The 24,957-nt window shown below is 71.4% G+C and carries 20 protein-coding genes; 12 read left to right on the forward strand and 8 right to left on the reverse strand.

Features of this window, described 5'->3' with window-relative positions; translation table 11 throughout:
* Nucleotides 1–100: 100 nt before the first annotated feature.
* The gene (locus RM609_RS22825; RefSeq protein WP_311613379.1) at nucleotides 101–301 is read right to left on the reverse strand and encodes an NfeD C-terminal domain-containing protein; all 201 of its coding nucleotides are present in this window, start codon (nucleotides 299–301) and stop codon (nucleotides 101–103) included.
* A 21-nt stretch (nucleotides 302–322) separates the two neighbouring features.
* Complete coding sequence (locus RM609_RS22830; RefSeq protein WP_311613380.1) at nucleotides 323–1,642, reverse strand: YibE/F family protein; 1,320 nt, start codon at nucleotides 1,640–1,642, stop codon at nucleotides 323–325.
* A 192-nt stretch (nucleotides 1,643–1,834) separates the two neighbouring features.
* Here RM609_RS22830 and thiC point away from each other — a divergent pair, with 192 nt between their 5' ends.
* Nucleotides 1,835–3,607, forward strand: a complete 1,773-nt coding sequence (thiC, locus tag RM609_RS22835) for a phosphomethylpyrimidine synthase ThiC (protein ID WP_311613381.1) — start codon at nucleotides 1,835–1,837, stop codon at nucleotides 3,605–3,607.
* Between the two features lie 78 nt (nucleotides 3,608–3,685).
* Here the strand turns inward: thiC and RM609_RS22840 are convergent, their stop codons facing one another.
* The 3 genes from RM609_RS22840 to RM609_RS22850 all read right to left on the reverse strand — a co-directional run bounded on the left by RM609_RS22840 (nucleotide 3,686) and on the right by RM609_RS22850 (nucleotide 7,276).
* Complete coding sequence (locus RM609_RS22840) at nucleotides 3,686–4,585, reverse strand: hypothetical protein (protein WP_311613382.1); 900 nt, start codon at nucleotides 4,583–4,585, stop codon at nucleotides 3,686–3,688.
* A 180-nt stretch (nucleotides 4,586–4,765) separates the two neighbouring features.
* A complete protein-coding gene (locus RM609_RS22845) occupies nucleotides 4,766–5,881 on the reverse strand; it encodes a metallophosphoesterase (RefSeq protein WP_311613477.1) in 1,116 nt (371 codons plus the stop codon).
* Between the two features lie 282 nt (nucleotides 5,882–6,163).
* Nucleotides 6,164–7,276, reverse strand: coding sequence for a LacI family DNA-binding transcriptional regulator (locus RM609_RS22850; RefSeq protein WP_311613383.1), 1,113 nt, complete (start codon nucleotides 7,274–7,276; stop codon nucleotides 6,164–6,166).
* Between the two features lie 400 nt (nucleotides 7,277–7,676).
* On the opposite strand from RM609_RS22850, the gene hisC reads away from it, so the two are divergent.
* The 6 genes from hisC (at nucleotide 7,677) to RM609_RS22880 (ending at nucleotide 18,083) form a co-directional block, all read left to right on the forward strand.
* A complete protein-coding gene (hisC, locus tag RM609_RS22855; protein WP_311613384.1) occupies nucleotides 7,677–8,756 on the forward strand; it encodes a histidinol-phosphate transaminase in 1,080 nt (359 codons plus the stop codon).
* A 237-nt stretch (nucleotides 8,757–8,993) separates the two neighbouring features.
* The gene (locus RM609_RS22860; RefSeq protein ID WP_311613385.1) at nucleotides 8,994–10,574 is read left to right on the forward strand and encodes a cytochrome ubiquinol oxidase subunit I; all 1,581 of its coding nucleotides are present in this window, start codon (nucleotides 8,994–8,996) and stop codon (nucleotides 10,572–10,574) included.
* A gap of 83 nt (nucleotides 10,575–10,657) precedes the next feature.
* A complete protein-coding gene (gene cydB / locus RM609_RS22865; RefSeq protein ID WP_311613386.1) occupies nucleotides 10,658–11,656 on the forward strand; it encodes a cytochrome d ubiquinol oxidase subunit II in 999 nt (332 codons plus the stop codon).
* A gap of 13 nt (nucleotides 11,657–11,669) precedes the next feature.
* Nucleotides 11,670–15,179, forward strand: a complete 3,510-nt coding sequence (cydD, locus tag RM609_RS22870; RefSeq protein ID WP_311613387.1) for a thiol reductant ABC exporter subunit CydD — start codon at nucleotides 11,670–11,672, stop codon at nucleotides 15,177–15,179.
* Between the two features lie 82 nt (nucleotides 15,180–15,261).
* Nucleotides 15,262–16,842: a GAF domain-containing protein gene (locus RM609_RS22875; protein ID WP_311613478.1), complete on the forward strand. Its 1,581-nt coding sequence runs from the start codon at nucleotides 15,262–15,264 to the stop codon at nucleotides 16,840–16,842.
* A 137-nt stretch (nucleotides 16,843–16,979) separates the two neighbouring features.
* Nucleotides 16,980–18,083, forward strand: coding sequence for a M23 family metallopeptidase (locus tag RM609_RS22880; RefSeq protein WP_311613388.1), 1,104 nt, complete (start codon nucleotides 16,980–16,982; stop codon nucleotides 18,081–18,083).
* Between the two features lie 74 nt (nucleotides 18,084–18,157).
* On the opposite strand, the gene RM609_RS22885 is transcribed toward RM609_RS22880, so the two are convergent.
* Nucleotides 18,158–19,021, reverse strand: a complete 864-nt coding sequence (locus tag RM609_RS22885; protein ID WP_311613389.1) for an HAD family hydrolase — start codon at nucleotides 19,019–19,021, stop codon at nucleotides 18,158–18,160.
* A 131-nt stretch (nucleotides 19,022–19,152) separates the two neighbouring features.
* Here RM609_RS22885 and RM609_RS22890 point away from each other — a divergent pair, with 131 nt between their 5' ends.
* The 3 genes from RM609_RS22890 (at nucleotide 19,153) to pspAB (ending at nucleotide 21,723) form a co-directional block, all read left to right on the forward strand.
* Entirely contained in the window at nucleotides 19,153–20,052 is a 900-nt protein-coding gene (locus tag RM609_RS22890; protein ID WP_311613390.1) for an LLM class flavin-dependent oxidoreductase, read from the forward strand.
* Between the two features lie 134 nt (nucleotides 20,053–20,186).
* The gene (gene htpX, locus RM609_RS22895; protein WP_311613391.1) at nucleotides 20,187–21,089 is read left to right on the forward strand and encodes a zinc metalloprotease HtpX; all 903 of its coding nucleotides are present in this window, start codon (nucleotides 20,187–20,189) and stop codon (nucleotides 21,087–21,089) included.
* 34 nt (nucleotides 21,090–21,123) lie between these two features.
* Nucleotides 21,124–21,723, forward strand: coding sequence for a PspA-associated protein PspAB (pspAB, locus tag RM609_RS22900; protein ID WP_311613392.1), 600 nt, complete (start codon nucleotides 21,124–21,126; stop codon nucleotides 21,721–21,723).
* Here pspAB and RM609_RS22905 read toward each other — a convergent pair.
* Nucleotides 21,634–22,260 (reverse strand): PadR family transcriptional regulator, encoded by a 627-nt coding sequence (locus RM609_RS22905; protein ID WP_311613393.1) that lies wholly within the window; start codon nucleotides 22,258–22,260, stop codon nucleotides 21,634–21,636. The genes pspAB and RM609_RS22905 overlap by 90 nt on opposite strands.
* Before the next feature lie 142 nt (nucleotides 22,261–22,402).
* Between RM609_RS22905 and RM609_RS22910 the strand changes: the two genes are divergently transcribed.
* A complete protein-coding gene (locus tag RM609_RS22910) occupies nucleotides 22,403–22,963 on the forward strand; it encodes a hypothetical protein (protein WP_311613394.1) in 561 nt (186 codons plus the stop codon).
* Nucleotides 22,964–23,090: 127 nt separating this feature from the next.
* The gene (locus RM609_RS22915) at nucleotides 23,091–23,936 is read left to right on the forward strand and encodes a carotenoid oxygenase family protein (protein WP_311613395.1); all 846 of its coding nucleotides are present in this window, start codon (nucleotides 23,091–23,093) and stop codon (nucleotides 23,934–23,936) included.
* A 31-nt stretch (nucleotides 23,937–23,967) separates the two neighbouring features.
* On the opposite strand, the gene RM609_RS22920 is transcribed toward RM609_RS22915, so the two are convergent.
* Nucleotides 23,968–24,936 carry a MerR family transcriptional regulator gene (locus RM609_RS22920; RefSeq protein WP_311613396.1) on the reverse strand — a complete coding sequence of 323 codons (969 nt, stop codon included), beginning with the start codon at nucleotides 24,934–24,936 and terminating at the stop codon, nucleotides 23,968–23,970.
* Nucleotides 24,937–24,957 lie beyond the last annotated feature (21 nt).

Genomic DNA, 24,957 nt, shown 5'->3' on the forward strand with positions numbered 1-24,957 from the left:
TCTCCCCCCTTTACGGCCCGCTGCGAGGCCGTCCGTTCACGAGATGTGCGACCCGGCGAGGCCGGGTGAAGACGCTGATACCCCGCCCGCGACTGCGGAATCAGGTGTAGGCGGACGTCACATAGACGGTGCGCGGCGGTTGATATTCCGTGACCATCACGACCGTTCCCCGCTCGAGGCGCTCGCCCGGCTCGGCGGCGTAGGCCAGGAAGGCCTCGGCGCCGCCCCGGACCCGTACGATCACCTCGCCGACCAGCCCGGGACCGACCGTCCCCGTCACTCTTCCCAGCTCACCGACCACCGGAAGCCCCCCGTCTCCCCGCTACTTCGCGCGACGGCGCCTGCCGCCCCGGGCCTTCGCCCTCCCCTTGCCTCCATCATGCCGGTCGGCACTGACAACGAGCGCGGCGAGGAGGGTCGTCACCGGCACCGAGGCCACCAGGCCGATGCTGCCCACCAGCGTCCGGACGATCTCCTCCGCGACGATCTCGCTGGTCGCCACCGTGCCCACACCGCTGTCCGCGATCGAGAACAGCAGCAACAGCGGCAGGGACGCACCCGCGTACGCCATGACCAGCGTATTCACGACCGAGGCGATATGGTCCCGCCCGATGCGCATCGCGGAACCGTAGAGTTTCCGCCAATTCGCCGACGGGTTCGCCTCCTTCAGCTCCCACACCGCCGAGGTCTGGGTGACCGTGACGTCGTCGAGCACGCCCAGCGAGCCGATGATGATGCCCGCGAGCAGCAGGCCCCGGATCTCGATCTGCGGATAGAGGCCGTGCACGAGCCCCGTCTGGTCGTCCGTGTTGCCCGTCAGATGGGCCCAGTCGATGAACAGCGACCCGAGCAGCCCGATGACCAGCAGGGACGTCAGCGTGCCCAGCACCGCCACCGAGGTGCGCGCGTTGAGGCCGTGGCACATGTAGAGCGCGATCAGCATGATCGCGCTGCCGCCGATCACGGCGACCAGCAGGGGATTGGAGCCCTGGAGGATCGCCGGGAGGATGAACAGCGTCAGGATCCCGAAGCTGATCACCAGGGCCACCAGCGCGAAGCCCCCGCGCAGCCGGCCCACGACCACGACCGCGAGCGCGAACACCCCCGCGAGCAGGGCCATCGGAAAGTCACGGTCCACGTCCGTGACCGAATAGCGCAGATTCTCGGGAGCCTTCGGCGCGTAGGCGAGGATCACCTTCTGGCCCACGTCGTAGCGACGCGACGCGCTCGGCTGGACGATCTCGGTGAAGGTCCTGCCCTTGTCCGGGCCCTCGGTCACCTCGATGGTGGCCTTCTCGCAGGTCCCCTGGGCTGCGGCCGGGGCGGGCGACGGGCTCTGCTGGGGCCCGCCCGGCAGCCCGCCGGACTTCGGGCAGTCGAATTTCTCGATCTTCGTCACCTGCCCCGACCGCAACTGCTGGTCGAGGCCGACACCGGTGTGCTGGTGTGGTGGCGCGCCGCCCGGCCAGAGGACTATCAGGCCGGCCAGCACCGCCACGGTGAAGGGCACGAGCACCGCCGCGATCACCTTGCGGAGGTGTGACGAGACGGGCGTCGCGGGGCCATGGCTGTGGGAGTGTCCGTGCGAATGGCCGTGCGCGTGGTGGTGGGGAGCTGGGGGGGTGGAGTCGGTGCGGGTCACCGCCGCATCATCGCAAGCCCCACTGGCCCTCCGGCGGACGGAGGCGCTAGCGTGGTGGCACCTTTGCAATCGCGGGAGCTCGGAGCACCGGGCTGAGAGGGCGCTGACCTTCGTACGACCGCACGTACGAACGCCGCTGCGTCGACCGCCGAACCTGTTACCGGGTAATGCCGGCGTAGGGAGTTTGGTCTGATGACCACGCAGGATGCACGCACGTCCGCGACCGGCCGGGAGATCGGCTGGCACAAGGACTACGTGACCGGCTCGCGGCCGGACCTCAGGGTTCCGGTGCGGCGGGTCCACCTCACCAACGGGCAGGACGTGCGGCTGTACGACACCTCCGGCCCGTACACCGACCCGGCCGTCGAGACGGACGTCCGGCGCGGCCTCGCCCCGCTGCGGGAGAACTGGATCATCGCCCGCGGCGACACCGAGGAGTACGCGGGGCGCCCCATGCGCCCGGAGGACGACGGCGTCAAGCACACGTCCCCCCGAGGGGGCCTGAAGAACCTCGACGCGGTCTTCCCGGGCCGCCCCCGCCAGCCCCGCCGGGGCCGCGACGGCATGGCGGTCACCCAGCTCGCGTATGCCCGCCGGGGCGAGATCACCGCGGAGATGGAGTACGTCGCCCTCCGCGAGAACGTCTCCCCCGAGACGGTCCGCGAGGAGATCGCGGCGGGCCGGGCCGTCCTCCCGGCGAATGTGAACCACCCGGAGATCGAGCCGATGATCATCGGCAAGAAGTTCCTGGTGAAGGTGAACGCCAACATCGGCAACTCCGCCGTCACCTCCTCCATCGAGGAGGAGGTGGAGAAGATGACCTGGGCGACCCGCTGGGGCGCCGACACGGTCATGGACCTCTCCACCGGCCGCAACATTCACACCACCCGTGAGTGGGTGCTGCGCAACTCCCCCGTGCCGATCGGCACCGTGCCGCTCTACCAGGCCCTGGAGAAGGTCGACGGCAAGGCCGAGGAGCTCACCTGGGAGATCTACAAGGACACGGTCATCGAACAGGCCGAGCAGGGCGTCGACTACATGACCGTCCACGCCGGCGTGCTGCTGCGCCACGTCCCGCTGACCGCCCGCCGCAAGACCGGGATCGTCTCGCGCGGCGGCTCGATCATGGCCGCGTGGTGCCTGGCGCACCACAAGGAGTCGTTCCTCTACGAGAACTTCGAGGAACTCTGCGAGATCCTCGCCGCGTACGACGTCACCTACTCCCTCGGTGACGGGCTGCGCCCCGGTTCGATCGCGGATGCGAACGACGAGGCCCAGTTCGCCGAGCTCAAGACCCTCGGCGAGCTCAACCGGATCGCCAAGCGGCACAACGTCCAGACGATGATCGAGGGCCCGGGCCATGTCCCGATGCACAAGATCAAGGAGAACATCGACCTCCAGCAGGAGATCTGCGAGGAGGCTCCGTTCTACACGCTCGGCCCCCTGACCACGGATGTCGCGCCCGCGTACGACCACATCACCTCGGGGATCGGCGCGGCGATGATCGCCTGGTGGGGCACGGCGATGCTCTGCTACGTCACGCCCAAGGAGCACCTGGGCCTGCCGGACCGCGACGATGTCAAGACCGGTGTGATCACCTACAAGATCGCCGCGCATGCGGCGGATCTGGCCAAGGGCCACCCGGGCGCCCAGGAGTGGGACGACGCGCTCTCCGACGCGCGTTTCGAATTCCGCTGGGAGGACCAGTTCAATCTGGCCCTCGACCCGGACACCGCCCGCGCCTTCCACGACGAGACGCTTCCGGCGGAGCCGGCGAAGACCGCACACTTCTGCTCGATGTGCGGCCCGAAATTCTGTTCGATGAAGATCTCGCAAGACATTCGCCGTGAGCACGGCGGGGATCTCGGCGGGGATCCCGCTGTGGACGCCGAGGCCGGAATGGCGCAGAAGTCCCGCGAATTCGCCGCCTCCGGCAACCGGGTGTATCTCCCGATCGCCGAGTAGCCGGCGGAGCCGCCTCCGGAGGGCCTTCCGGAGGCGGTTTCACGGTGGTGCGCGACGTCCGGTCGCGCGCCGGCCCGGTCAGTCCTTCCCGGGGCCCGGGCCGCCGAACTCGGGGCCGGTGTAGTCCGGGCTGGTGAAGCCCGCGCGGCTGGGGGAGGAACGGCCGTCGTCGGGGCTCGAGAAGCCGGGCCGGGAGTAGCCGAGCTGGGGGGTACGGCCGGGCCCGGTGTGGTTTCTGGGGGCTGGCGGGCGACGTTGTCCGGCCGGGGTGTTGGCCAGCGACTCCCGGAGGAAGGGCAGGATGCCCCGGTCCAGCAGCGCCTGCCGCCAGGCCTCACGGGCCCGCTCGGTCTCCTGGGAGAGCTGGTCGTAGCCGTCGGGGAGTCCGTCGTGCCGCGGCGTCTCCTCGGTCTGCCTGCCGTTGCGCACGGCCGTGACCAGCATGCCGGAGCTGGCGATGAGCACCGCGGCGACGGTGAAACCGCCGAACCACCAGCCGATCTTGATGATCGGGTCGGCGACGGCCCCGTTCGACCCGACCGTCCGCAGGACGTAGCCGATGAGCAGGAAGATGAAGGCGGCGATCCCCGCCAGGACGGGGGCGAGCACGACGACGACCGCGCCGGCGCCCGCTCCCTGGTCCTCGGGGACGTCCGCGGGGGAGAGGGAGGGGGACGGCGCGCCCGTACGGCCGTCGTCGTGCTCGCCCGCCGGCGGCCTGGCGGTGGCCGACCAGGCGCGTTGCTCCTCCCGCGCCCTGATGAAGTCCTGATATTCCGTCATCGCGCAGGCGGAGATGGCCGTCATGGCGCTGAGGGCCATACTGCGCAACTGTTCGGTATTGAGGCGCTGTCCTATCGCGGCGGCCAGGGCGCTGATCTGTGGGTCATGGTTCGCGGTACGCAACGCCTGGTCGAGAACTCGCTCGAATTCCGGGCGGTCCTCGGTCAGCAGGTGCGGAGCGCTGTTCATGTGCATCCCCCGATGCTCCGTAGGGCCCTCTTGCCGGCCGGTGCCGACGGTGGGCGGAAACGGAGGAGAGCCTGCTACGGATAAGCCGATGGTAGAGCCGCACCGCCGCGTGGTGACAGTCGGTTTCCCGAATTGCCCCGCGTCGGTGGAACTCCTCACCTGCCCGTGCGGCGGCCCGCCGAACCCTCAGCCCGCCAGGGGGAGTTGTACGACCAGCAGTTTTCCGGCCATGGTGACGCCGCCGTCCATGGCGAGCGCGAGCCCGTCGGCGTACAGGTGCGGGCCCTCCACACGGGGCGCGCCCTCATCACCGTCCGCGTCCTCGGTACCTACCTCGCCCAGAAGGTAGGGGATGGGGCTGTGGCCGTGCACGATACGGCTGCCGCCGTACGTGTGCAGCAGCTCCCGTACGGCCACGGGGCCCGCTTCCTCGTCGCGGAAGGCGAAGCGCTTGGTGAATTTGCGGAAGAGATCCCAGCACTCGTCGGGGTCGTTCCGCTGGAGGGCCTCGGTGATCGTGTCGTTGACGGCCGCGATGGAGTCGCCGTACTCCAGATAGGCGGTCGTGTCGGAGTGGACGAGCAGGTGCCCGTCCTCCTCGGCGATCGCGTCCAGGCGCGACATCCACTGGAGGTGGTGGTCCTCCAGGCGCTCCATGTCGGTGCGCTGGCCGCCGTTGAGCAGCCAGGCGGCCTGGAAGGAGGCGGTGCCGGCGCCGGAGTTCACCGGGGTGTCGGCGAACCGCTTGGCGCCGATCAGCAGCAGCTCGTGGTTGCCCATGAGGGCCTTGCAGTAGCCGCCGGCGGCGGCCGCCTCGGCGGACAGCCGCATGACCAGGTCGATGACGCCGATGCCGTCCGGCCCCCGGTCGGTGAAGTCGCCGAGGAACCACAGCCGGGCGTTGCCCGCGGCCCAGTGGCCGTGCTCGTCGATGAGGCCCTGCTCGAAGAGGGCCCGGTGGAGCTCGTCGAGATAGCCGTGGACGTCGCCGACGACGTACAGCGGGCCGGGCCCGGAGGGCAGGGGCTGCTGCTGCGGCTGCTGCTGCGGGGCGGAGAGCGGGGTCAGCTCCACGGTGGGCACGTCCTGGGGCGTGGCGGGCCCGCCGATGACCGGGAGGTCACGGGCGGTCGGGGTGTAGCCCTCGGGGTACTCCGGGTACTCGTGGGCGGGCTGTACGGGCGGGGGAGCGGCATGGGCGTAGCCGGGCGCGGGTGTGGCGTACCCGGGGAAGGGCGGCATCGCCGCCGTGGTCCGTGCCGCTCCCTGACCGGCCCCCTGAGTCATCGACCCCTCCACCATCGCGCCGCCGTGCACCTTGTGGACCTTGCCTGGTCGACGGCGGTCCGTGGTGTCGTGCGCCCATCATAGGAATGACCGTCGCGCCTTGTGACGCACCAGGGGCCGTGAATCGGGGCGGGAGGCCGGGATCGCCGGTCATTTCTCCCCAAATGAGCCGTTAAATGTGCCGTAAGCGCCGGTCAGGCGGCTCCCGGACGGCTCCCCGGGGCGGATGACCCACTGCCCTCGCGCCGGACACGGGGTCCACTTCCGGTTGACGCGCGTCGGGCGGGGTGCGGAGGGTCAGGGGGTGGCGGGGCCGCGGGGCGCGCTGATGGTGGTGCGCGGCGGGCGGCGTTCGGAGGAGGTCCGGACGATCAGTTCGGTGGGTATCACCTGTTCCACCGGCCGGCCGGTGTCGAGGCCCTCGATCGCGTCGATGAGCAGTTGGACGACGGCGGTGCCGATGCGCCGGGGCTTGAGCGAGAGCGTGGTGATGGGCGGCTCGGTGGTCGCGTAGACCGTGGACTCGCTGCAGCAGACGAGCAGCAGGTCGTCCGGGACGCGCAGGCCGTAGCGGCGGGCGGCGGCGAGGAGGTCGGTGCCGTTGGGGTCGAACAGCCCGTAGACGGCGTCCGGCCGGTCGGGCCGGGCCAGCAGCCGGTCGGCGGCCACGGCGCCCGCGCACGGGTCGTGGGCGGGGTACTCCTCGTAGACCGGGTCCTGGCCGACCCGCTCGCACCAGCGCAGGTAGGCGGTGGTGGAGAGCCGGGTGTAGGTGTCCGTGGTGGTGCCGGTGAGCAGGCCGATCCGGCGTGCCCCGGCGGCGGCCAGGTGGTCGAGGATGCCGAGCACGGCCGCCTCGTGGTCGTTGTCGACCCAGGCGGTCACCGGCAGGGAGCCCGCGGGGCGGCCGTCGGAGACCACGGGGATGCCCTGGCGGACCAGGTCGGAGACCACGGGGTCGTGGTCGGAGGGGTCCACCACGACCGTGCCGTCCAGGGCGACGTTGGACCACACGTCGTGCCGGGAGGTGGCGGGGAGGATGACCAGGGCGTAGCCGCGGGCGAGCGCGGCGGAGGTGGCGGCTCTGGCCATTTCGGCGAAGTAGGCGAACTCGGTGAAGGTGAAAGGTTCATCCCCGTAGGTGGTCACGGTCAGGCCGATCAGCCCCGACTTGCCGGTACGGAGGGTGCGGGCCGCCGCCGACGGGCGGTAGCCCAGCCGGTCGGCGACTTCGCGGACATGGCGGCGGGTCGCGTCCGGGAGCCGGCCCTTGCCGTTGAGCGCGTCGGAGACGGTCGTGATCGAGACGCCGGCGGCGGCGGCCACGTCCCGGATGCCCGCCCGCCCTTGCCGACTGGCCCGGCGGGATGACTCGGCCCGGCTCACCTGGTGCTTCCCTGCTGCTGTCATGGCGAGCCGATAGTAGGGCTCGGTTGGTCCTTTGGCAGGGCACGGCATTTGACTGTTGACAGGCACGTTTCTGCTCTGGCGATTTCCTTCAATGATCATGGAAACGCAGGCTGTTGAGCGCTTTTGTAGTGGGCCATCGGGCTGTGGCATATCCACGCCTCATGAATGGTCCAGGTCTCGGTGAGGTCTCAACTCACCTTCACGAGGGATGCGCGCCAGGGCGCCCGCCACGGCGCGTGGCAGGCAGAGGAGCGCTCCGACAACTATGGACGCCGCCCGGGGCAATCCTCATAAGGTGTGCAGTATTCCGATCAGGATTCCCATGGGATTCCCATCCGGGGTGTCCCGAACGGGGGTGTCCCGGCAGAGGTGTCCCGTCAGAGGTGGAGGAGGACCCGCGGTGAACGAGAAGACCCCGAAGCTGCGCGCCGCGCTCGAGGCCGTGCCGACCTATAAGCCGGGCAAGCCGGCGGCCCCCGGTGGCCCCGTCGCCTACAAGCTCTCCTCCAACGAGAACCCCTATCCGCCGCTCCCGGGGGTGCTGGAAAGCGCTGTCGAAGCGGCCTCCACCCTCAACCGTTACCCCGACATGGCCTGCGCCGGGCTGATGGCCGAGCTCGCCGAGCGCTTCGGCGTACCGCTGTCGCACCTGGCGACCGGCACCGGCTCGGTGGGAGTGGCTCAGCAACTGGTCCAGTCGACGGCTGGCCCTGGTGATGAGGTCATCTACGCCTGGCGCTCCTTCGAGGCGTACCCGATCATCACCCGGATCGCCGGGGCCACCCCGGTCGAGGTGCCGCTGACCGAGGACGCGGCGCACGACCTGGAGGCGATGCTCGCCGCGATCACCGAGCGGACCCGGCTGATCTTCGTCTGCAACCCCAACAACCCCACCGGCACGGTGGTGGGCCGGGCCGAGCTGGAGTCGTTCCTGGACCGGGTCCCCGGCGATGTGCTGATCGTCCTGGACGAGGCCTATATCGAGTTCATCCGGGACGAGAACGTCCCCAACGGCATCGACCTCTACCGGGACCGGCCGAACGTCTGTGTGCTGCGGACCTTCTCCAAGGCGTACGGGCTCGCCGGGCTCCGCATCGGCTTCGCGATCGCGCACGAGCCGGTGGCGGCGGCGCTCCGTAAGACGGCGGTGCCCTTCGGCGTGAGCCAGGTGGCCCAGGACGCGGCCGTGGCATCGCTGCGCAGCGAGGACGCGCTGCGCGAGCGCGTGGACGCGCTGGTGGCCGAGCGGGCCCGGGTGGTCGAGGCGCTGGCCGGGCAGGGCTGGACGCTGCCGGTCTCACAGGCCAACTTCGTCTGGCTGCCGCTGAAGGAGCGGGCTCTGGACTTCGCCGCCGCGTGCGACCGGGCGGGCGTGGTCGTCCGGCCGTTCCAGGGGGACGGGGTGCGCGTGACGATCGGCGAGACCGAGGCGAACGACATCTTCCTGCGGGTGGCCGAGGAGTTCCGCAAGGAGCTGTAGCCGCCGGCGGGCCGGTTGGCTGGCCCGACCGACCGTACGGAACCGGGGTATCCCCTTCGCACCAGGGCCGAAGGGGGTACCCCCCTTGTTTGTCCGAAAAGCGGGTGCGCCATAATGCTTGTGAATGTGAACGCGTTCACAATCTCTGTCTTTATGTCCTGCTTTAACTGGGACATACAAGGGCATAACGTCGGCTGCACGCGCTGCCGACGATGCAAGAGGCAAGGAGAGACCCCGGTGAATCTGGCTCTGGCTCCCGAGACACTCGCGCGATGGCAGTTCGGCATCACGACCGTCTACCACTTCCTCTTCGTACCGCTCACGATCAGCCTTGCCGCGATCACGGCCGGCCTCCAGACGGCCTGGGTCCGTACGGACAAGGAGAAGTACTTCCACGCCACGAAGTTCTGGGGCAAGCTCTTCCTGATCAACATCGCGATGGGTGTGGTCACCGGGCTCGTCCAGGAGTTCCAGTTCGGGATGAACTGGTCGGACTACTCGCGCTTCGTCGGGGACATCTTCGGGGCGCCGCTCGCGATGGAGGCCCTGCTGGCCTTCTTCTTCGAGTCCACCTTCATCGGCCTGTGGATCTTCGGCTGGGACAAGCTGCCCAAGAAGATCCACTGTGCGTGCATCTGGATCGTCGCCGTCGGCACGATCCTCTCCTCGTACTTCATCCTGGCCGCCAACTCCTGGATGCAGCACCCGGTCGGCTACAGCATCGAAAAGGCGACCGGCAAGGCCCGGCTCACCGACATCTGGGCCGTGCTCACGCAGAACACCACGCTGGTCGTCGTCTTCCACACCCTCACCGCCGCCTTCCTCACCGGCGCGGCGTTCGTCGTCGGTGTGGCCTCCTTCCACCTCTGGCGCGCCAAGCGCAAGCAGCTCAAGGGCGAGGAGCTCGGCGAGAAGCAGCGCAAGCAGCTGCCGGCGATGCTGGCCTCGCTGCGCGTCGGCCTGGTGATCGCGGTGATCGCCGGAATGGGCACGGCGCTCAGCGGTGACTCGCTGGGCAAGGTGATGTTCGAGCAGCAGCCGATGAAGATGGCCGCCGCCGAGGCCCTGTGGGACACCCGGTCGCCGGCGCCCTTCTCGGTCTTCGCGGTCGGCGACGTCAGCAAGGGGCACAACAGCGTCGAGATAGAGATCCCCGGTCTGCTGTCCTTCCTCGCCCACAGCAACTTCTCCGACCCCGTCCCCGGCATCAACGACATCGCCGCGCGGGAGGCCGCGCGCTACGGCGGGCAGCCGAAGGACTACATCCCCAGCATCTTCATGACCTTCTGGGGCTTCCGCCTCATGATCGGCTTCGGGATGACCTCCTTCGTGGCCGCGCTCATCGGACTGTGGACGACCCGCCGAAAGCTCTGGCTCGCGCCCGAGTACCGGGTCGGGGAGGACGAGATCCCGCGTCTGATGCTCACGCGGACGCGCGAGATGAGCCCCTTCTTCACCAAGTGGTCCTGGCGCATCGGCATCCTCACCATGGGCTTCCCGCTGATCGCCAACTCCTTCGGCTGGATCTTCACCGAGATGGGCCGCCAGCCCTGGGCCGTCTACGGGCTGATGAAGACCGGCAACGGCGTCTCGCCGGGGGCGAGCCAGGGCGAGGTGATCACCTCGATGACCGTCTTCACCGCCCTCTACGCGATCCTCGCCGTGGTCGAGGTCAAACTGCTGGTGAAGTACGGCTCGGCCGGGCCCGACACGGACGAGAAGCCGCCGGCGAAGGACCCCCGGCTGCGGATGCCGGGCGGTGACCGGGGCGCGGAGCTGCCCGAGGACGCCGACAAGCCGATGACCTTCGCGTACTGACACGTGACCTTCTGACGCGTGACCTCGCGCACCGACGCGTGACCTTCGCGCGCTGACGCTCGCGGTGGAACGGAGAACCCGCCATGCACCTCCACGACTTCTGGTTCCTGCTGATCGCCGTCCTGTGGACCGGCTACTTCTTCCTCGAAGGCTTCGACTTCGGCATCGGCGTCCTCACCAAGACGCTGGCCAAGGACCGCACCGAACGCCGGGTACTGATCAATACGATCGGCCCCGTCTGGGACGGCAACGAGGTCTGGCTGATCACCGCGGCCGGCGCGACCTTCGCCGCCTTCCCCGACTGGTACGCCACCCTCTTCAGCGGCTTCTACCTGCCGCTGCTGGCCGTGCTCGTCTGCCTGATCGTGCGCGGCGTCGCCTTCGAGTACCGCCACAAGCGCAGCGAGGAGCGCTGGCAGCGCAACTGGGAGAACGCGATCTTCTGGTGCTCGCTGCTGCCCGCCTTCCTCTGGGGCGTCGCCTTCGCCAACATCGTGCGCGGGGTGCCGATCGGCCCGGACAAGAACTACACCGGTGACGTGCTCGACCTGCTGAACCCGTACGCCCTGCTGGGCGGCCTGTTCACGCTGGTGCTGTTCACCTTCCACGGGGCGGTCTTCGCCGCGCTCAAGACCGTCGGCGACATCCGGGACCGGGCCCGGGCCCACGCGGTCCGTTACGGCCTGGCCGCCGTGGCGCTCGCCGCGGCCTTCCTGGCCTGGACGCAGGCGGAGTCCGGCAACGGACGCAGCCTGCCCGCGGCCGTCGTCGCGGTGGTGGCGTTGCTCGCGGCCCTGGTCCTCAACCGGGCGGGCCGGGAGGGCTGGGCGTTCGCCCTGTCCGGTGTCACGGTCGTGGCCGTCTTCGCGATGGTCTTCCTCGCGCTCTTCCCGGACGTCATGCCCTCCTCGTCCGACCCGGCGTGGAGCCTGACCGTGAGCGACTCCTCCAGCCCGTACACGCTGAAGATCATGACGTGGGTCGCGGGCTTCATGACCCCCGTGATCGTGGGCTACCAGGCCTGGACGTACTGGGTGTTCCGCAAGCGGATCGGCACCCAGCACATCCCGGCCGCGCACTGAGGCGGGGCGTGTCGTGAAGCCCGTCGACCCCCGACTGCTGCGGCACGCCGCCGCGACCCGTTTCTTCCTGGCCGCCTCGGTCGTGCTCGGGCTGGCCGGGGCGGGCCTGGTCATCGCCCAGGCGATGCTCGTCGCCGAGGTGGTGACCGGGGCCTTCCAACGCGGGCTCACCGCCCGCGACCTGGTGCTGCCCCTGGCGCTGCTGGCCGCCGTCGCCCTCGGCCGGGCGACGGCGGCCTGGCTCACCGAACTGGCCGCGCACCGCGCGAGCGCGGCGGTCAAGTCCGCCCTGCGGACCCGACTGCTCGAACACGCGACCAGGCTCGGCCCCGGCACCCGGAACACCGGCGAGCTGACCACCCTCGCCACGCGCGGAATCGACGCGCTGGACGACTACTTCGCCCGCTACCTCCCCCAGCTGGGTCTCGCGGCCGTGGTGCCCGTGGCCGTCCTCGCCCGGATCGTCTCCGCCGACTGGGTGTCGGCGCTCGTCATCGTCCTCACGCTTCCCCTCATCCCCCTCTTCATGGCCCTGATCGGCTGGGCCACCCAGGGCCGGATGGACAAGCAGTGGCGGCTGCTGTCCCGGCTGTCCGGCCACTTCCTGGACGTCGTCGCGGGGCTGCCCACCCTCAAGGTGTTCGGCCGGGCCAAGGCGCAGGCCGAGTCCATCCGCGCGATCACCGCCGACTACCGGCGGGCCACCCTGCGCACCCTGCGGCTCGCCTTCCTCTCCTCCTTCGCGCTGGAGCTGCTGTCCACCCTGTCGGTCGCGCTCGTCGCGGTCGGCATCGGCATGCGGCTCGTCCACGGCGAACTCGACCTCTACACCGGGCTGATGGTGCTGGTCCTGGCCCCGGAGGCCTATCTGCCGCTACGGCAGGTGGGCGCGCAGTACCACGCGGCGGCGGAAGGGCTGGCGGCCGCGGATGAGGTCTTCGCGGTGCTGGAGACCGAGCCGGTGCCCGCCGGCACCCTCCCGGCCCCCGACGCTCGTGGCGCGGCGCTCACCGTGGACCGGCTCGTGGTGCGGCACGCCGGGCGCACCACGCCTTCGCTGGCCGAGACCTCGTTCGAGGTCCGGCCCGGGGAGACGGTCGCGGTGACCGGACCCAGCGGAGTCGGCAAGTCCACTCTGCTGAACGTGTTGCTGGGCCTCGAACGGCCCACGAGCGGGCGGGTGTTCCTCGGTGACTCGGATCTGACATCGCTCTCCCCCGAAAGCTGGCGGGACCAGGTGGCCTGGGTCCCGCAACGACCCCATCTCTTCGCCGGGACGATCGCCGAGAACGTCCGGCTGGCCCGGCCCGGCGCCACGGACGCGCAGGTGCGGGAGGCACTGCGCGCGGCCGGAGCGCTCGAGTTCGTCTCCATGTTGCCGCAGGGCACTGACACTCGCCTCGGCGAGGACGGGAGCGGGCTGTCCGCCGGGCAGCGGCAACGCCTCGCGCTGGCCCGGGCGTTCCTGGCCGACCGGCCGGTACTCCTGCTCGACGAGCCCACGGCCGCGCTGGACGGCGAGACCGAGGCGGCGGTGGTCGAGGCGGTACGACGGCTGTCCGCCGGACGCACGGTCGTCCTGGTCGTACACCGCCCGGCGTTGCTGGCGGTGGCGGACCGGGTGGTGGGCTTGGAGGCATCACAGCCCGTTGCCGGTCGGCCAGTTCGCAGGGGGCCGGACCGCATGCCGGCGAGTCCCGTGGCTGCCGACCCGGTTCCGGGTGACGGGCGGGCGGGTGGGCATGCCCCCGCGCGAAGCGCGGGAATCCTGGCCCGAGTCCGGGCCGCAGCCACCCCGTACCGGGGCCGCTTCGCCCTCGCCACGCTGCTGGGCGCCCTGGCCCTGGGCAGTGCCGTAGGCCTGATGGCCGTCTCCGGATGGCTGATCTCCCGCGCCTCGGAGCACCCCCCCGTGCTGTACCTGATGGTGGCCGTCACGGCGACGCGGGCCTTCGGCATCGGCCGTTCCGTGTTCCGCTACGCCGAGCGGCTGGTCTCGCACGACGCCGCCCTGCGCGTGCTCGCGGAGCTGCGCGTATCGGTCTACCGGCGGCTGGAACGGCTGGCTCCGTCGGGGCTGCGGGACACCCGGCGCGGTGACCTGCTCTCGCGGCTGGTCGCCGATGTGGACGCGTTGCAGGACTACTTCCTGCGCTGGCTGCTGCCGCTCGGCGCGGCCGTGCTCGTCGGTGCCGTGTCGGTCGGTTTCACGGCGTGGCTGCTGCCGGAGGCCGGTGCGGCGCTGGCGGTGGGGCTGCTGGTCGCCGGACCGGTCGCGGCCGCGATGTCCGGAGCGGTCGCCCGGCGTGCGGAGCGCAGACTGGCGCCCGCGCGCGGGGAGTTGTCCACGCATGTGGTCGAGGTGCTGAACGGCACCGCCGAGCTGACGGTCGCCGGTGCCCTGCCCGGCCGGCTGGAGCGGCTGCGGGGCGCCGACGCCGCGCTCACCCGGATCGCCCGGCGGGCCTCCGCCGCGACGGCCCTCGGCTCCGGCCTGTCGGCCCTGGCCTGTGGGCTGACCGTGGCCGTCTCGGCATGGGTGGGAGCGAACGCCGTGCACGACGGCCGACTGGGTGGGGTGTGGCTGGCCGTGGTGGTGCTCACCCCGCTGGCCGCGTTCGAGGCGGTCGCGGGGCTGCCGCTCGCGGTGCAGTACCGCCAGCGCGTCCGGCGCTCGGCGGAGCGGGTGTACGAGGTGCTGGACGCGCCCGTGCCCGTACGGGACGGGTCGGGGGCGGCGCCGGAGTCGCCGTTCCCGCTGCGTGTGACAGGGCTGACGGCACGCCATCCGGGGCAGTCCGTCCCGGCCCTGGACGGCTTCGCGCTGGAGCTCACGGCGGGCCGCCGGGTCGCCGTGGTGGGGGAGTCCGGTTCGGGCAAGACCACGCTCGCGCGGGTGCTGCTGCGGTTCCTGGACGCGGAGGCCGGTTCGTACACCCTCGGCGGGCGGGACGCGGCGGAGATGGACGGGGACGCGGTGCGGCGGCTGGTGGGCATGTGCGAGCAGGACGCCCACATCTTCGACAGCTCGGTCCGCGAGAACCTGCGGCTCGCGCGGCCCGGCGCGGACGACAGGAAGCTCCGTGAGGCGCTGCGGGCGGCGCGGCTGCTGGAGTGGGTGGACGGCCTTCCCCAGGGGCTGGACACGCTGGTGGGCGAGCACGGCGCGCGGATGTCCGGAGGCCAGCGGCAGCGGCTGGCTCTGGCCCGGGCCCTGCTGGCGGACTTCCCGGTCCTGGTGCTGGACGAGCCCGCCGAGCACCTCGACCTGGCGACGGCCGATGCCCTGACGGCCGATCTGCTGACGGCGACGGAAGGCCGTACGACGGTGCTGATCACGCACCGGCTCGCGGGGTTGGCGGCCGTCGACGAGATACTCGTGCTGGAACGGGGGCGCGTGGTGCAGCGAGGGGCGTACGAAGAGCTCGCGGAGGCGCCCGGGCCCTTCCGCCGGGCGCTGGCACGGGAAGCGGCGGCGGACACCAGCCTCATGGCGCTTTCCCCGGCAAATGGTGCTTACTAGGCTCGGCCCCATGGCAGCGACGGCGCACCCCTCCGACCCGCAGGACCGGGATCCTCGGGGGGCTGTGCCCGACCGGGGGCCGATGGACTCGCTGGACGTCGCCACGGAGGCCACCCGCAGCCTCCAAGGCCTGTCCACGGAGCTCACCGGGCGTGTTCCGCAACTGCTGGAGGCCATGCGCTCGGTCGGCACCGGCATGGAGCTCCACACCACGCTCGACCGGATCTGCCGGACCGCCGCCGAACTCGCCGACGCCCGGTGCGCCGCCATCGGCGTGCTCGACGCCGGTGGCGAGGGGATGTCGGACTTCGTCACCCACGGGGTCACCGAGGACGAGTACGAGCGCGTCGCGGCCTTTCCCGACGGCCGCCACGCCCTGGGTGTGCCTATCCGGGTCGGGGGCGAGATCTTCGGCAACCTCTACCTCACCGAGAAGCGCGGCGGCGGCGAGTTCGGCGTCGCCGACCTGCACATGGTGAAGATCCTCGCGACCGAGGCGGGCATCGCGATCGGCAACGCGCGCGTGCACGAGGAACGCGGGCAGCGCATGCGCTGGATCGACGGTTCGGTCGCGGTGACGACGGCCCTGCTCTCGGGCAGTGACGCCGAGGACGCGCTCGCGGTCGTCGCGGAACAGGCGCGTCGCCTCGCGGACTCGTCCGCCGGCATCGTGCTGCTGCCGGACGGCGAGGGCGGGCTGGAGATGGTCGTCGTCTCCGCCGAGGACCCCGCCGGCCTCATGGGGACGGTGATACCGCCGCACAGCCCCGTCGTCGCCCAGCTCCTCGCCGGGGAGCCGGTGTTCGTCGACGACTCGGCCACCGACCCGCGCATGATCACGGAGGTCGCCCCGCGGTTCGGCCCGAGCATGCTGCTGCCGCTCAAGAGCGGTGACCGGGTGCTCGGCACGCTCGCCATCCCCCGGCGGCGCGGCGCCCGCAAGTACACGGCCACCGAGCGCGTCCTGGCCACCCAGTTCGCGGCGCAGGCCGCCCTCGCGCTCGTCCTGGCCGAGGCCCAGCGCGACCGGGAACGGCTGGCCGTCTACGAGGACCGCGACCGGATCGCCCGCGACCTGCACGACCTCGTCATCCAGCGGCTGTTCGCCACCGGGCTGCTGCTGGAGGGCGCCCAGCGGCTCGCCGCCGAGACCGAGGTGCGGACGAAGGTCGGACAGGCCGTCGATGAGCTGGACGTGACCATCCAGGAGATCCGCACGGCCATCTTCGCGTTGCAGCAGGAGCCCACGGAGGCGCCCGCAGGGCTGCGGACGCGCGTGCTGCGCGAGCTGGGCACGGCGGCCGTGCCGCTCGGCTTCCAGCCCTCCGCGAACTTCGTCGGCCCGGTCGACGCGAAGGTCGGCGAGCTCACCGGCAAGAACCTCATCGCCGCGCTGCGGGAGGCGCTCTCCAACGCCTTCCGGCACGCCCGGGCGTCCCGTATCGAGGTGCTGGTCGACGCCACGATCACCTTGCCGGACGGCCGGGAAGGAGTCCGGCTGGCCGTCTCCGACGACGGGGTGGGCATCCCGGAGGGCGGCCGCCGCAGCGGGCTGCGCAACCTCGCCAAGCGCGCCGAGTCGCTGGGCGGGTCCAGCTCGTACGGGCCGGGTCTGGGCGAGGACGGGGGCGGCACGAGGGTGGTGTGGGAAGCGCCCCTGTAGGCCCTGACTACGGCCCTGTGGGTGGCTGAGTTCCTCCGAACGGTCTTCCGCGGGCGCGCCCGGCCGGTACGCCAGTGAAGATCGCGAACATGCTGCTGCGTTCAAATCGCACATGTCGCATTCACCGTTCTCGACGTTTGAGACGTTCGAGCGGTTCGTACGGGCGGGCGCACAAGGGCGCGGCGCTGTGCGCGCTCTGCGTGCTGACCCTCCCGCTTGTCGCCGCCGAACCGTCCTCCGCCGTCCACGCCCCCGAGCGGCTGGTGCGCGTCGGCACGGAGGTGGTCCGGCTGGCACGGGAGGCCGGGCGGCTCCGGCAGCGCTACGAGCTCCGGGTACGCGCGGCGAAGGACCAGAGGGCCCGGGGCGAGTGGCTCACCCGGCAGTGGGCGGGCCAGCGGTTCGCCACCGTCACCCTGCGCCGTGACGCGGGAGCCGTGGCCCGGGCGCAGTACCGGACCGGGGGCTTCACCGCCCCCGGCAGTACCGCGCTCGCCGACGAGCCCCTGGAACTACTGGAGCTTCAGTACCAGGAGACCGACCGGCGGGAGAGGCTCGCCCGGATACTGATCGAGGCCGACGGCAGGAGCCGCACGCTGGCGGCGGACCGGCTGTCGACGACGACCTCCTTGCAGGCGCTCACCGAGGACGCCGCCCGGCTGCGGGTGGAGAAGGCCGCCCTGGAGGAGCGGCTGGCGAAGGCGCGGGGCGAGCTGAACACCATGGCGGACATGGCAATCCGCAGCGGCCGCTGCATGCCGGTCGACCTCGACGGGCTCCAGAGCGAGCAGGAGGACACCCAGGACGCCGCCAACCGCCCGCCGGAGGTCTCACGGAGCGGCTGGACGCGCCCCTTGGTGGCCTACGAGCTCACGGCGGGTTTCGGCGGCACCAGTGCCCACTGGGCCAACGGCCACACCGGGCAGGACTTCGCCGTCCCCACCGGCACCCCTGTCCGGGCGGTGGGCGCCGGGACGGTCGTCGCCACCGGGTGCGGCGGGCCGTTCGGGATGAGCGTGGTCATCCGGCACGAGGGCGGCTGGTACTCGCAGTACGCGCATCTGTCGGCGCCGCTCATGACCCCGGGACGGCAGGTCCGCGCGGGCGAGTGGATCGGGCTGACCGGGACCACGGGGAACTCCACGGGTCCGCATCTGCACTTCGAGGTCCGTACGACGGCGGACTTCGGTTCGGCCGTCGACCCGGTGCGGTGGCTGCGGGCACGCGGGGTCGTCCTGTAGGCCGCGGGCCGGGGTTCAAACCCGCCGTCCGGGTGAGACCCGCCGTCCGGGACCGGAACCGGGTGCCGAGAGGGCTACGGCAGGCCGTGGAGGATCTGCTCGATGACCGCGGCCACGCCGTCCTCGGTGTTGGCGGCGGTGCGGAGCGTGGTGGCGGCGAGGACCTCGGGATGGGCGTTGGCCATGGCGTAGGCGGTGCCGGCCCAGCCGAGCATCTCCAGGTCGTTCGGCATGTCACCGAACGCCACGACCTCCTCGGGGGATATGCCGCGCTCCGCGCAGCACTGGGCCAGCGTGCTGGCCTTGCTCACGCCGGGGCCGCTGATCTCCAGCAGGGCCGTCGGGCTGGAGCGGGTGAACACGCCGTGCTCACCGGCCACGGCCCGGGCCAGCTCCAGGAACTCGTCCGGGGCCAGCTCGGGGTGGAAGGCGAGCAGCTTCACGACGGGGCCGTGGCCGTCGCCGCCGTTCAGCAGTTCTTCCGCCGGGGCGATCGACGCGTACGGGTCGGTCTGGAAGGGCGGGTAGTGCGGCTCGTAGTGGATGCCCGAGGTGCGCTCGACCGCGAACGAGGCACCGGGGGCCGCGGCGCGCACCGCGCGGACGATCGCGAGGGCGGCGCCGGACTCCAGCGGGCGGACCTTGACGAACCGGCCGCCGTCGTGGAAATCGACGACCACCGCGCCGTTGGCGCAGATCGCCAGGCCGTGACCGTGCACATGGTCCCGGACGACGTCCATCCAGCGGGCCGGGCGCCCGGTGACGAAGAAGACCTCGATGCCCGCCTCCTCGGCGGCCGCCAGGGCCGCCACCGTGCGATCGGAGACCGTCCTGTCGTCCCGCAGCAGGGTGCCGTCCAGATCGGTGGCGATCAGCCGGGTGGTCGCGGCGGCGCGGCGCGTGGCCGGGGTCTCGGGCTGCTCGGTAGCGGAAGTCACATTTCTTATTCTCGGGCACGTGCCGCGGACATGCGTACGAGCGTGCGTACGAGGCGCGGTCTTGAGCCGGGAGCCGCCGGCCGGTCTCCCCCGTGGCCCGGTTGTCGCACCCAGCGCCTACGCTCGGGGTCATGCGACTGAGCACCGTGATCCTTCCCGACCGCCGCTGGTCCGAGGGCGGCCGTGAATCCTGGCAGCGAGCCGAGGAACTGGGGTTCCACACGGCGTACACCTACGACCACCTGTCGTGGCGGACCTTCCGCGACGGACCGTGGTTCGGCGCGATACCGACCCTGACGGCGGCGGCCGGCGTCACGTCCAGGATGCGCCTGGGGACCCTCGTCACCTCCCCCAACTTCCGGCACCCGGTCACGCTCGCCAAGGAGCTCATCTCCCTGGACGACATCTCGGGCGGGCGGATCACCCTCGGCGTCGGCGCGGGCGGCTCCGGCTTCGACGCCACGGCGCTGCTGCGGGACGGACAGGCGCCGTGGACGCCGCGCGAGCGCGCCGACCGTTTCGCCGAGTTCGTGCCGCTGCTGGACCGGCTGCTCACCGAGGACGTGGTCACCTCCGACGGTGAGCACTACTCGGCGCACGAGGTCCGCAACATCCCGGGCTGTGTGCAGCGTCCCCGTCTGCCCTTCGCGGTCGCCGCGACCGGCCCGCGCGGGATGCGGCTCGCCGCGCGCCACGGTCAGGCCTGGGTGACCACGGGCGACCCGAAGATCTACGAGACGGGCACCCCGGAGCAGTCCCGGGCGGCCATCGCCGGGCAGATCGAGCGGCTCGGCGCGATCTGCGCCGATGCCGGGCGGGACGTCGCCGAACTGCCCAAGGTGATGCTCACCGGCTTCACCCCGGACCGGCCGCTGGAGTCCTTCGACGCCTTCGTCGACTTCGCGGGTTCGCACGCGGAGCTGGGCATCGACGAGATCGTGGTGCACTGGCCGATCGCCGATTCGATCTTCGCGGCGGACGTCGCCGTCTTCGAGAAGATCGCCACGGAGGGCCTCGCACAGCTCTCCTGACCGGGGAGTCCATCCACGGGCGGGCGGGGAGCCCGCCCAAAAGGCGCGGTGGAGAGGGAGAATCGGGTCAGAGGCACCTACCGGGGGGCATGCTCCACTACGGGGGCGTGCTCGCGGAGCCTTGGAGGTCTGCCGTGCAAGGGACCCGATTCGCCCCCGACCGGGGGCTGACCACCCGCATGGTCGCCACGATGTTCCTCATCGGGCTGCTCTACGTGGTCTTCGTGGGTGTGCTGGTGGCGCTGCTGCGCGGGGCCTGGCCGTTCGTCCTGGTCCTCGCGGGCGGCCTGTTCGTCGCCCAGTTCTGGTTCAGCGACCGGATCGCCGCCTTCGGCATGGGCGCCCGGGAGGTCTCCCCGGAGGAGGCGCCCGAGCTGCACGGCGCCGTCGACCGGCTCTGCGCGCTTGCCGACATGCCCAAGCCGCGCGTGGCGATAGCGGACAGCGACGTGCCCAACGCCTTCGCCACCGGACGCGATCAGCGCAACGCCCTGGTCTGCGCGACGACGGGGCTGCTGCGGCGGCTGGAGCCGGAGGAGCTGGAAGGTGTCCTGGCCCATGAGCTCTCCCACGTCGCGCACCGCGATGTGGCCGTGATGACCATCGCGTCCTTCCTGGGCGTTCTGGCCGGGATCATCACCCGGATCGGGCTGTGGGGCGGCCTGCGCCGGGTGGGCGGCCGGGACGCCAACACGGCTCTGATCATGGTGCTGGTGCCGCTGGTCAGCGCCGTCGTCTACGCGATCAGCTTCCTCCTCACCCGGATGCTGTCGCGCTACCGAGAGCTCTCCGCCGACCGGGCGGGCGCCCTGCTCACGGGCCGGCCCTCGGCGCTGGCGTCCGCGCTGACCAAGGTCACCGGGCAGATGGCCCGCATTCCGACGCGCGATCTGCGGCAGGCCGAGCCCTTCAACGCCTTCTACTTCGCGCCCGCTCTCAGCAGGGACAGCCTGAGCCAACTGCTGTCCTCGCACCCGACGCTGGAACAGCGGCTGGACCAGCTGGGGCGGATCTCGGCCCAGCTCGGCCGCCCGTGACAGGTGACCGACCGACGCGGAGGAGACGTGGCCCGTGGGCTTCCTTGATGTGATCCTCGGCCGCAGCAAGCCGGTCCGGCCCGATCTCGACCAGTTGTTCGCCCTGCCCTCCGCCGCCGTGACGCTGCGGGCCGGTGCCGGGTTCACCCCGACCGGGCTGGGCTCGGTGTGCTTCGCGAGTGTGGAGGGAGGGGCGTTCGACCGGATCCGGCGGGACGTCGGGGAACTGCTGGACGCCGACGCCGAACGGGGCGGCGAGCCCGTGGAGTTCAGCCGGGACTCCTACGGATACACCTGGCTGCTGGCGCGTCGGCCCGCGGACGACACGGCCGCCCTGGTCAACGACCTGCACGCGGTGAACACCCTGCTCCAGGAAGGCGGTTTCGGGCCCCAGCTGCTCTGCTCGCTGATGGGCTTCCGCGACGAGGGACGGCGCCCGCTCGCCCTCGTCTACCTCTACAAGCGAGGCACCTTCTACCCCTTCGCGCCGGTGGCCGACGGGGACGGGGCGGTCGTGGCGGACAAGCGGGACAACGAGCTGGAACTACAGGTCAGGGCTCTGCTCGCCGACGATCTGCGAATCGAGGAGGACCTGGGGCGCTGGTTCCCGGTCTGGGGCGCCCCCGGTCTCTGAGGATGCCAGTCGCTGCCCGGAGCGGGCCTCGATCTGCGCCGCCGCCCAGCGGGCCCACTCCTCGTACATGGCGGTGAAGCGCAGGCCGTACTCCAGGGCGAGGCGGCCGTTGACCGACAGCGGCTCGTCGTCCCACTCGACGGACTTGTTCAGCCCCTCCAGGGCCTCGTGCCGGCCCGCGGCCCGCTCGGCCTCGGTGGAGAGGTAGGTGAAGGCTTCCAGCGGGGTGAGCTGGTCGAGGAAGAAGACCCGCAGCATCGCCTCGCTGCGGCGCATCCGCTCCGGCTGGGTCTCGGTGAGCCAGCGGTGCAGCTCGGCGAGGCCCTCCTCGGTGATGGCGTACTCCTTGCGCCCACGTGGGCCCTCCGCCGCGACTTCGAGGAATCCGCCCTTCGCGAGCTTGCCCAGCTCGCCGTAGACCTGGCTCTGGGTGGCCGGCCATACGTTGGAGAGCGAGGTCTCGAAGCGCCTCATCAGGTCGTATCCGCTGGCGGGGTGGTCGGACAGCAGACCCAGCAGCGCGTGTCTCAGGCTCATGAGCCCACCCTACATTCCACTCTTGACACGTCAAGGCAGGACCTTCTAGCTTTGACATGTCGAAATTGGAATGTCGGTCGACGAGGCCGACGCACGGGTGGGCCGGTCAAGGGTCTGGCCGGATCGTCTGAGGGAGATCTCCATGAACTATCTGCGCGGCTTCACCCCCTGGATCGCCTTCGCGGCCGTCTCCTCCCTCGGCTGGCAGTGGGGGGCGGCGACCGCTCTGGCGGTGGCCGTGGCGCTGCTGGCGACAGAGCGCCGGGCGGGCGCCACCGCCGACTCGCTGATCCTCGAGATCAGCACGGTCGTCTTCTTCGTCGCCCTCGCCGCCGTGGCCTTCGCCCTCCCGCACAGTGAGCTGCGGCACTACGGCGGTGCCCTCTCGCTGGGCTGGCTCGCCGTGACCGCGTGGGCCACCCTGGCCGTCGGGCGCCCCTTCACCACGGGCATCGCCAAGCGCCAGACCCCGCCGGAGGTATGGCGTACCGCGATCTTCCGCCGGATCAATGTGGTGATCACCGCCGTCTGGGCCGTGGCGTTCACACTGACGGCCGCCGCGCTGACCGCCGTCTACGCCGAGGGCCTCGGCGCCGGGGTGTCCGTCCCGCTCCAGGTCGCCGGATTCGTGCTGCCCGCGGTGTTCACCGCCCGCTACCCCGAGCGGGTCCGGGCCCGGATGGCCCCGCGCGGCGCCGCCTGACGCGGAAAGGGCCCGGACGTGGAAAGGGTCCGGACGCGCCCCATGAGCGGGTCCGGGCCGCTGAAGAGAACCACGACGAGAACCCCGACGGGAACCCCTCGACGAGAGCCTCAAAGGAGACCGCACGATGACGACCGCACCCGCCCATCTCGCCGGCAACTTCGCGCCGGTGACCGAGGAACTCACCGCCCACGACCTTCCGATCACCGGGACGATCCCGCCCGAGCTCAGCGGCTGGTACCTGCGCAACGGCCCCAATCCCCACGACGCCGCTTCCGGCCACTGGTTCCTCGGCGACGGCATGATCCACGGGGTGCGCCTGGAAGGCGGCAGGGCCACCTCCTACCGCAACCGCTGGGTCCGTACCTCGACCTTTACGCACGGCGCGGTCCGCTGGCTGCCGATCGAGCCCTGCTATGTCTTCCACGCGCTCAACGCGTCCGACGAGAGCCACGCCGACGGCGAGCGGATCGTGTTCCACGTCATCCGCTACCCGCGACTCTTCGCCGACGAGAACAGTGGACCGGCCCGGCCCGTGCTGTGGCGCTGGACCGTCGATCTGACCCGGGGCACGGTCAGTGAGGAGCAACTCGACGACCAGCCCTGCGAGTTCCCCCGGATCGACGAACGGCTGGCCGGGCACTCCGCCCGGTACGGGCATGTGACCGTCGGCGAGAGCCCGGGGGCCGGCCGGGCCGCCGGTGAGCTGCTCCGCTACGACCTGCGCACCGGATCCGTCGCCCGGCACACCTTCGGGCCCGGGCGCGTCCCGGCCGAGGCGGCCTTCGCGCCGGCGGACAACCGCTCGGGCGGGCCGGGCTGGCTGCTCACCTATGTGTACGACGCCGCCACCGACCGGAGCGACCTGGTCGTACTCGACGCCGACGATCTCGCCGCGCCACCCGTCGCCGCGATACATCTGCCCCGGCGAGTGCCCTACGGCTTCCACGACAACTGGCTCGCCGACCGCTGAGGGCACAGGCTCCGGGCGGCCCGCCTAGGCCTCAGGGGCGGGGAAGAAGGCCGTCCATGACGCGGGCCTGTACCTCCCGCTCGGCGGCGGCGGTGATGAAGGCCGCGACGTTCCCGGACCCGACGAGCGCCCGGACGGACCCTACGGTCGCGGCGGGCAAGGTCACCTGCTCCATGGCGGGCTGCTGGTTCTCGGTGGGCGGTGTCATCCGCTCCGTGGTGGGCTCGCGGCCGACCTCGGTGGAGTCGCTCGGGGCGGCCTCCGGTGCCCACGTTTCCAGGTGCTGGTGAAGGTGGCGGGTGGCCAAGGTGCGCATCGCGCGGGCGAGTTCGGCGTCGACGGTCTGCTGGGCCAGGGGACGCAGACGGCGGACGAGGGAGGCGGCCTCGGTGGCTTCCTCGTCGGTGGGGGGATGACCGAGGAACTGCTGGAAGACGTGCTCGGTGGTGAAGTCGAGGAAACGGGAGGCGATGTGTTCGACCTGGGTACGCAGTTCACGCAGATGCCCGGAGATGGCGCGCAGGGGGACGCCGGCCGCGTGGAGCTCGGCGGCGACGGCCAGCTCCCGGGGGCTGGGCACCAGGAACCCCCCGGGCGAGGAGGGCAGCGGGACCAGGATGCCGAGGCCGACGGCGTCCGCGACGGCCTCGTCGTCCTGGGTCCCGCCGAATCGCTCGTCCAGTTCGGCCCGGGTGATCCGGCCGGGTTCCTCGTCGGACCACGGGCCGTCGATCTCGGCGACCAGCCCGAGCACCCCGCCAAGACCGCGGCCGGTGGCCCAGGCGTCCAGCAGTTCCTTGATGCTGGCGAGGGTGTAGCCGCGGTCGAGGAGTCCGCCGATCTGGCGGAGCCGGGCGAGGTGGGTGTCCCGGTAGACGTTGGCCCGGCCGCGCCGCTCAGGCTTGGGCAGCAGTCCGCGGTCCTGGTAGGCGCGGATGGTGCGGACGGTCGTTCCGCTGTGGTGGGCCAGGTCCTCGATCCGGTACTCCGCTTCCGGCACAGGGGTGCTCCTTACAGAAGG

The organism is Streptomyces hesseae (genome assembly GCF_031845785.1).
GTDB lineage: Bacteria > Actinomycetota > Actinomycetes > Streptomycetales > Streptomycetaceae > Streptomyces > Streptomyces hesseae.

What these genes read in the sequence shown, in the direction of transcription:
- RM609_RS22905 (WP_311613393.1), bottom strand. Translation starts at nt 22,260, where the DNA reads ATGAGCCTGAGACACGCGCTGCTGGGTCTGCTGTCCGACCACCCCGCC.
- cydB (WP_311613386.1), top strand. Translation starts at nt 10,658, where the DNA reads ATGCACCTCCACGACTTCTGGTTCCTGCTGATCGCCGTCCTGTGGACC.
- RM609_RS22850 (WP_311613383.1), bottom strand. Translation starts at nt 7,276, where the DNA reads ATGACAGCAGCAGGGAAGCACCAGGTGAGCCGGGCCGAGTCATCCCGC.
- RM609_RS22890 (WP_311613390.1), top strand. Translation starts at nt 19,153, where the DNA reads ATGCGACTGAGCACCGTGATCCTTCCCGACCGCCGCTGGTCCGAGGGC.
- RM609_RS22875 (WP_311613478.1), top strand. Translation starts at nt 15,262, where the DNA reads ATGGACTCGCTGGACGTCGCCACGGAGGCCACCCGCAGCCTCCAAGGC.
- thiC (WP_311613381.1), top strand. Translation starts at nt 1,835, where the DNA reads ATGACCACGCAGGATGCACGCACGTCCGCGACCGGCCGGGAGATCGGC.
- RM609_RS22845 (WP_311613477.1), bottom strand. Translation starts at nt 5,881, where the DNA reads ATGGTGGAGGGGTCGATGACTCAGGGGGCCGGTCAGGGAGCGGCACGG.
- RM609_RS22840 (WP_311613382.1), bottom strand. Translation starts at nt 4,585, where the DNA reads ATGCACATGAACAGCGCTCCGCACCTGCTGACCGAGGACCGCCCGGAA.
- RM609_RS22910 (WP_311613394.1), top strand. Translation starts at nt 22,403, where the DNA reads ATGAACTATCTGCGCGGCTTCACCCCCTGGATCGCCTTCGCGGCCGTC.
- RM609_RS22915 (WP_311613395.1), top strand. Translation starts at nt 23,091, where the DNA reads ATGACGACCGCACCCGCCCATCTCGCCGGCAACTTCGCGCCGGTGACC.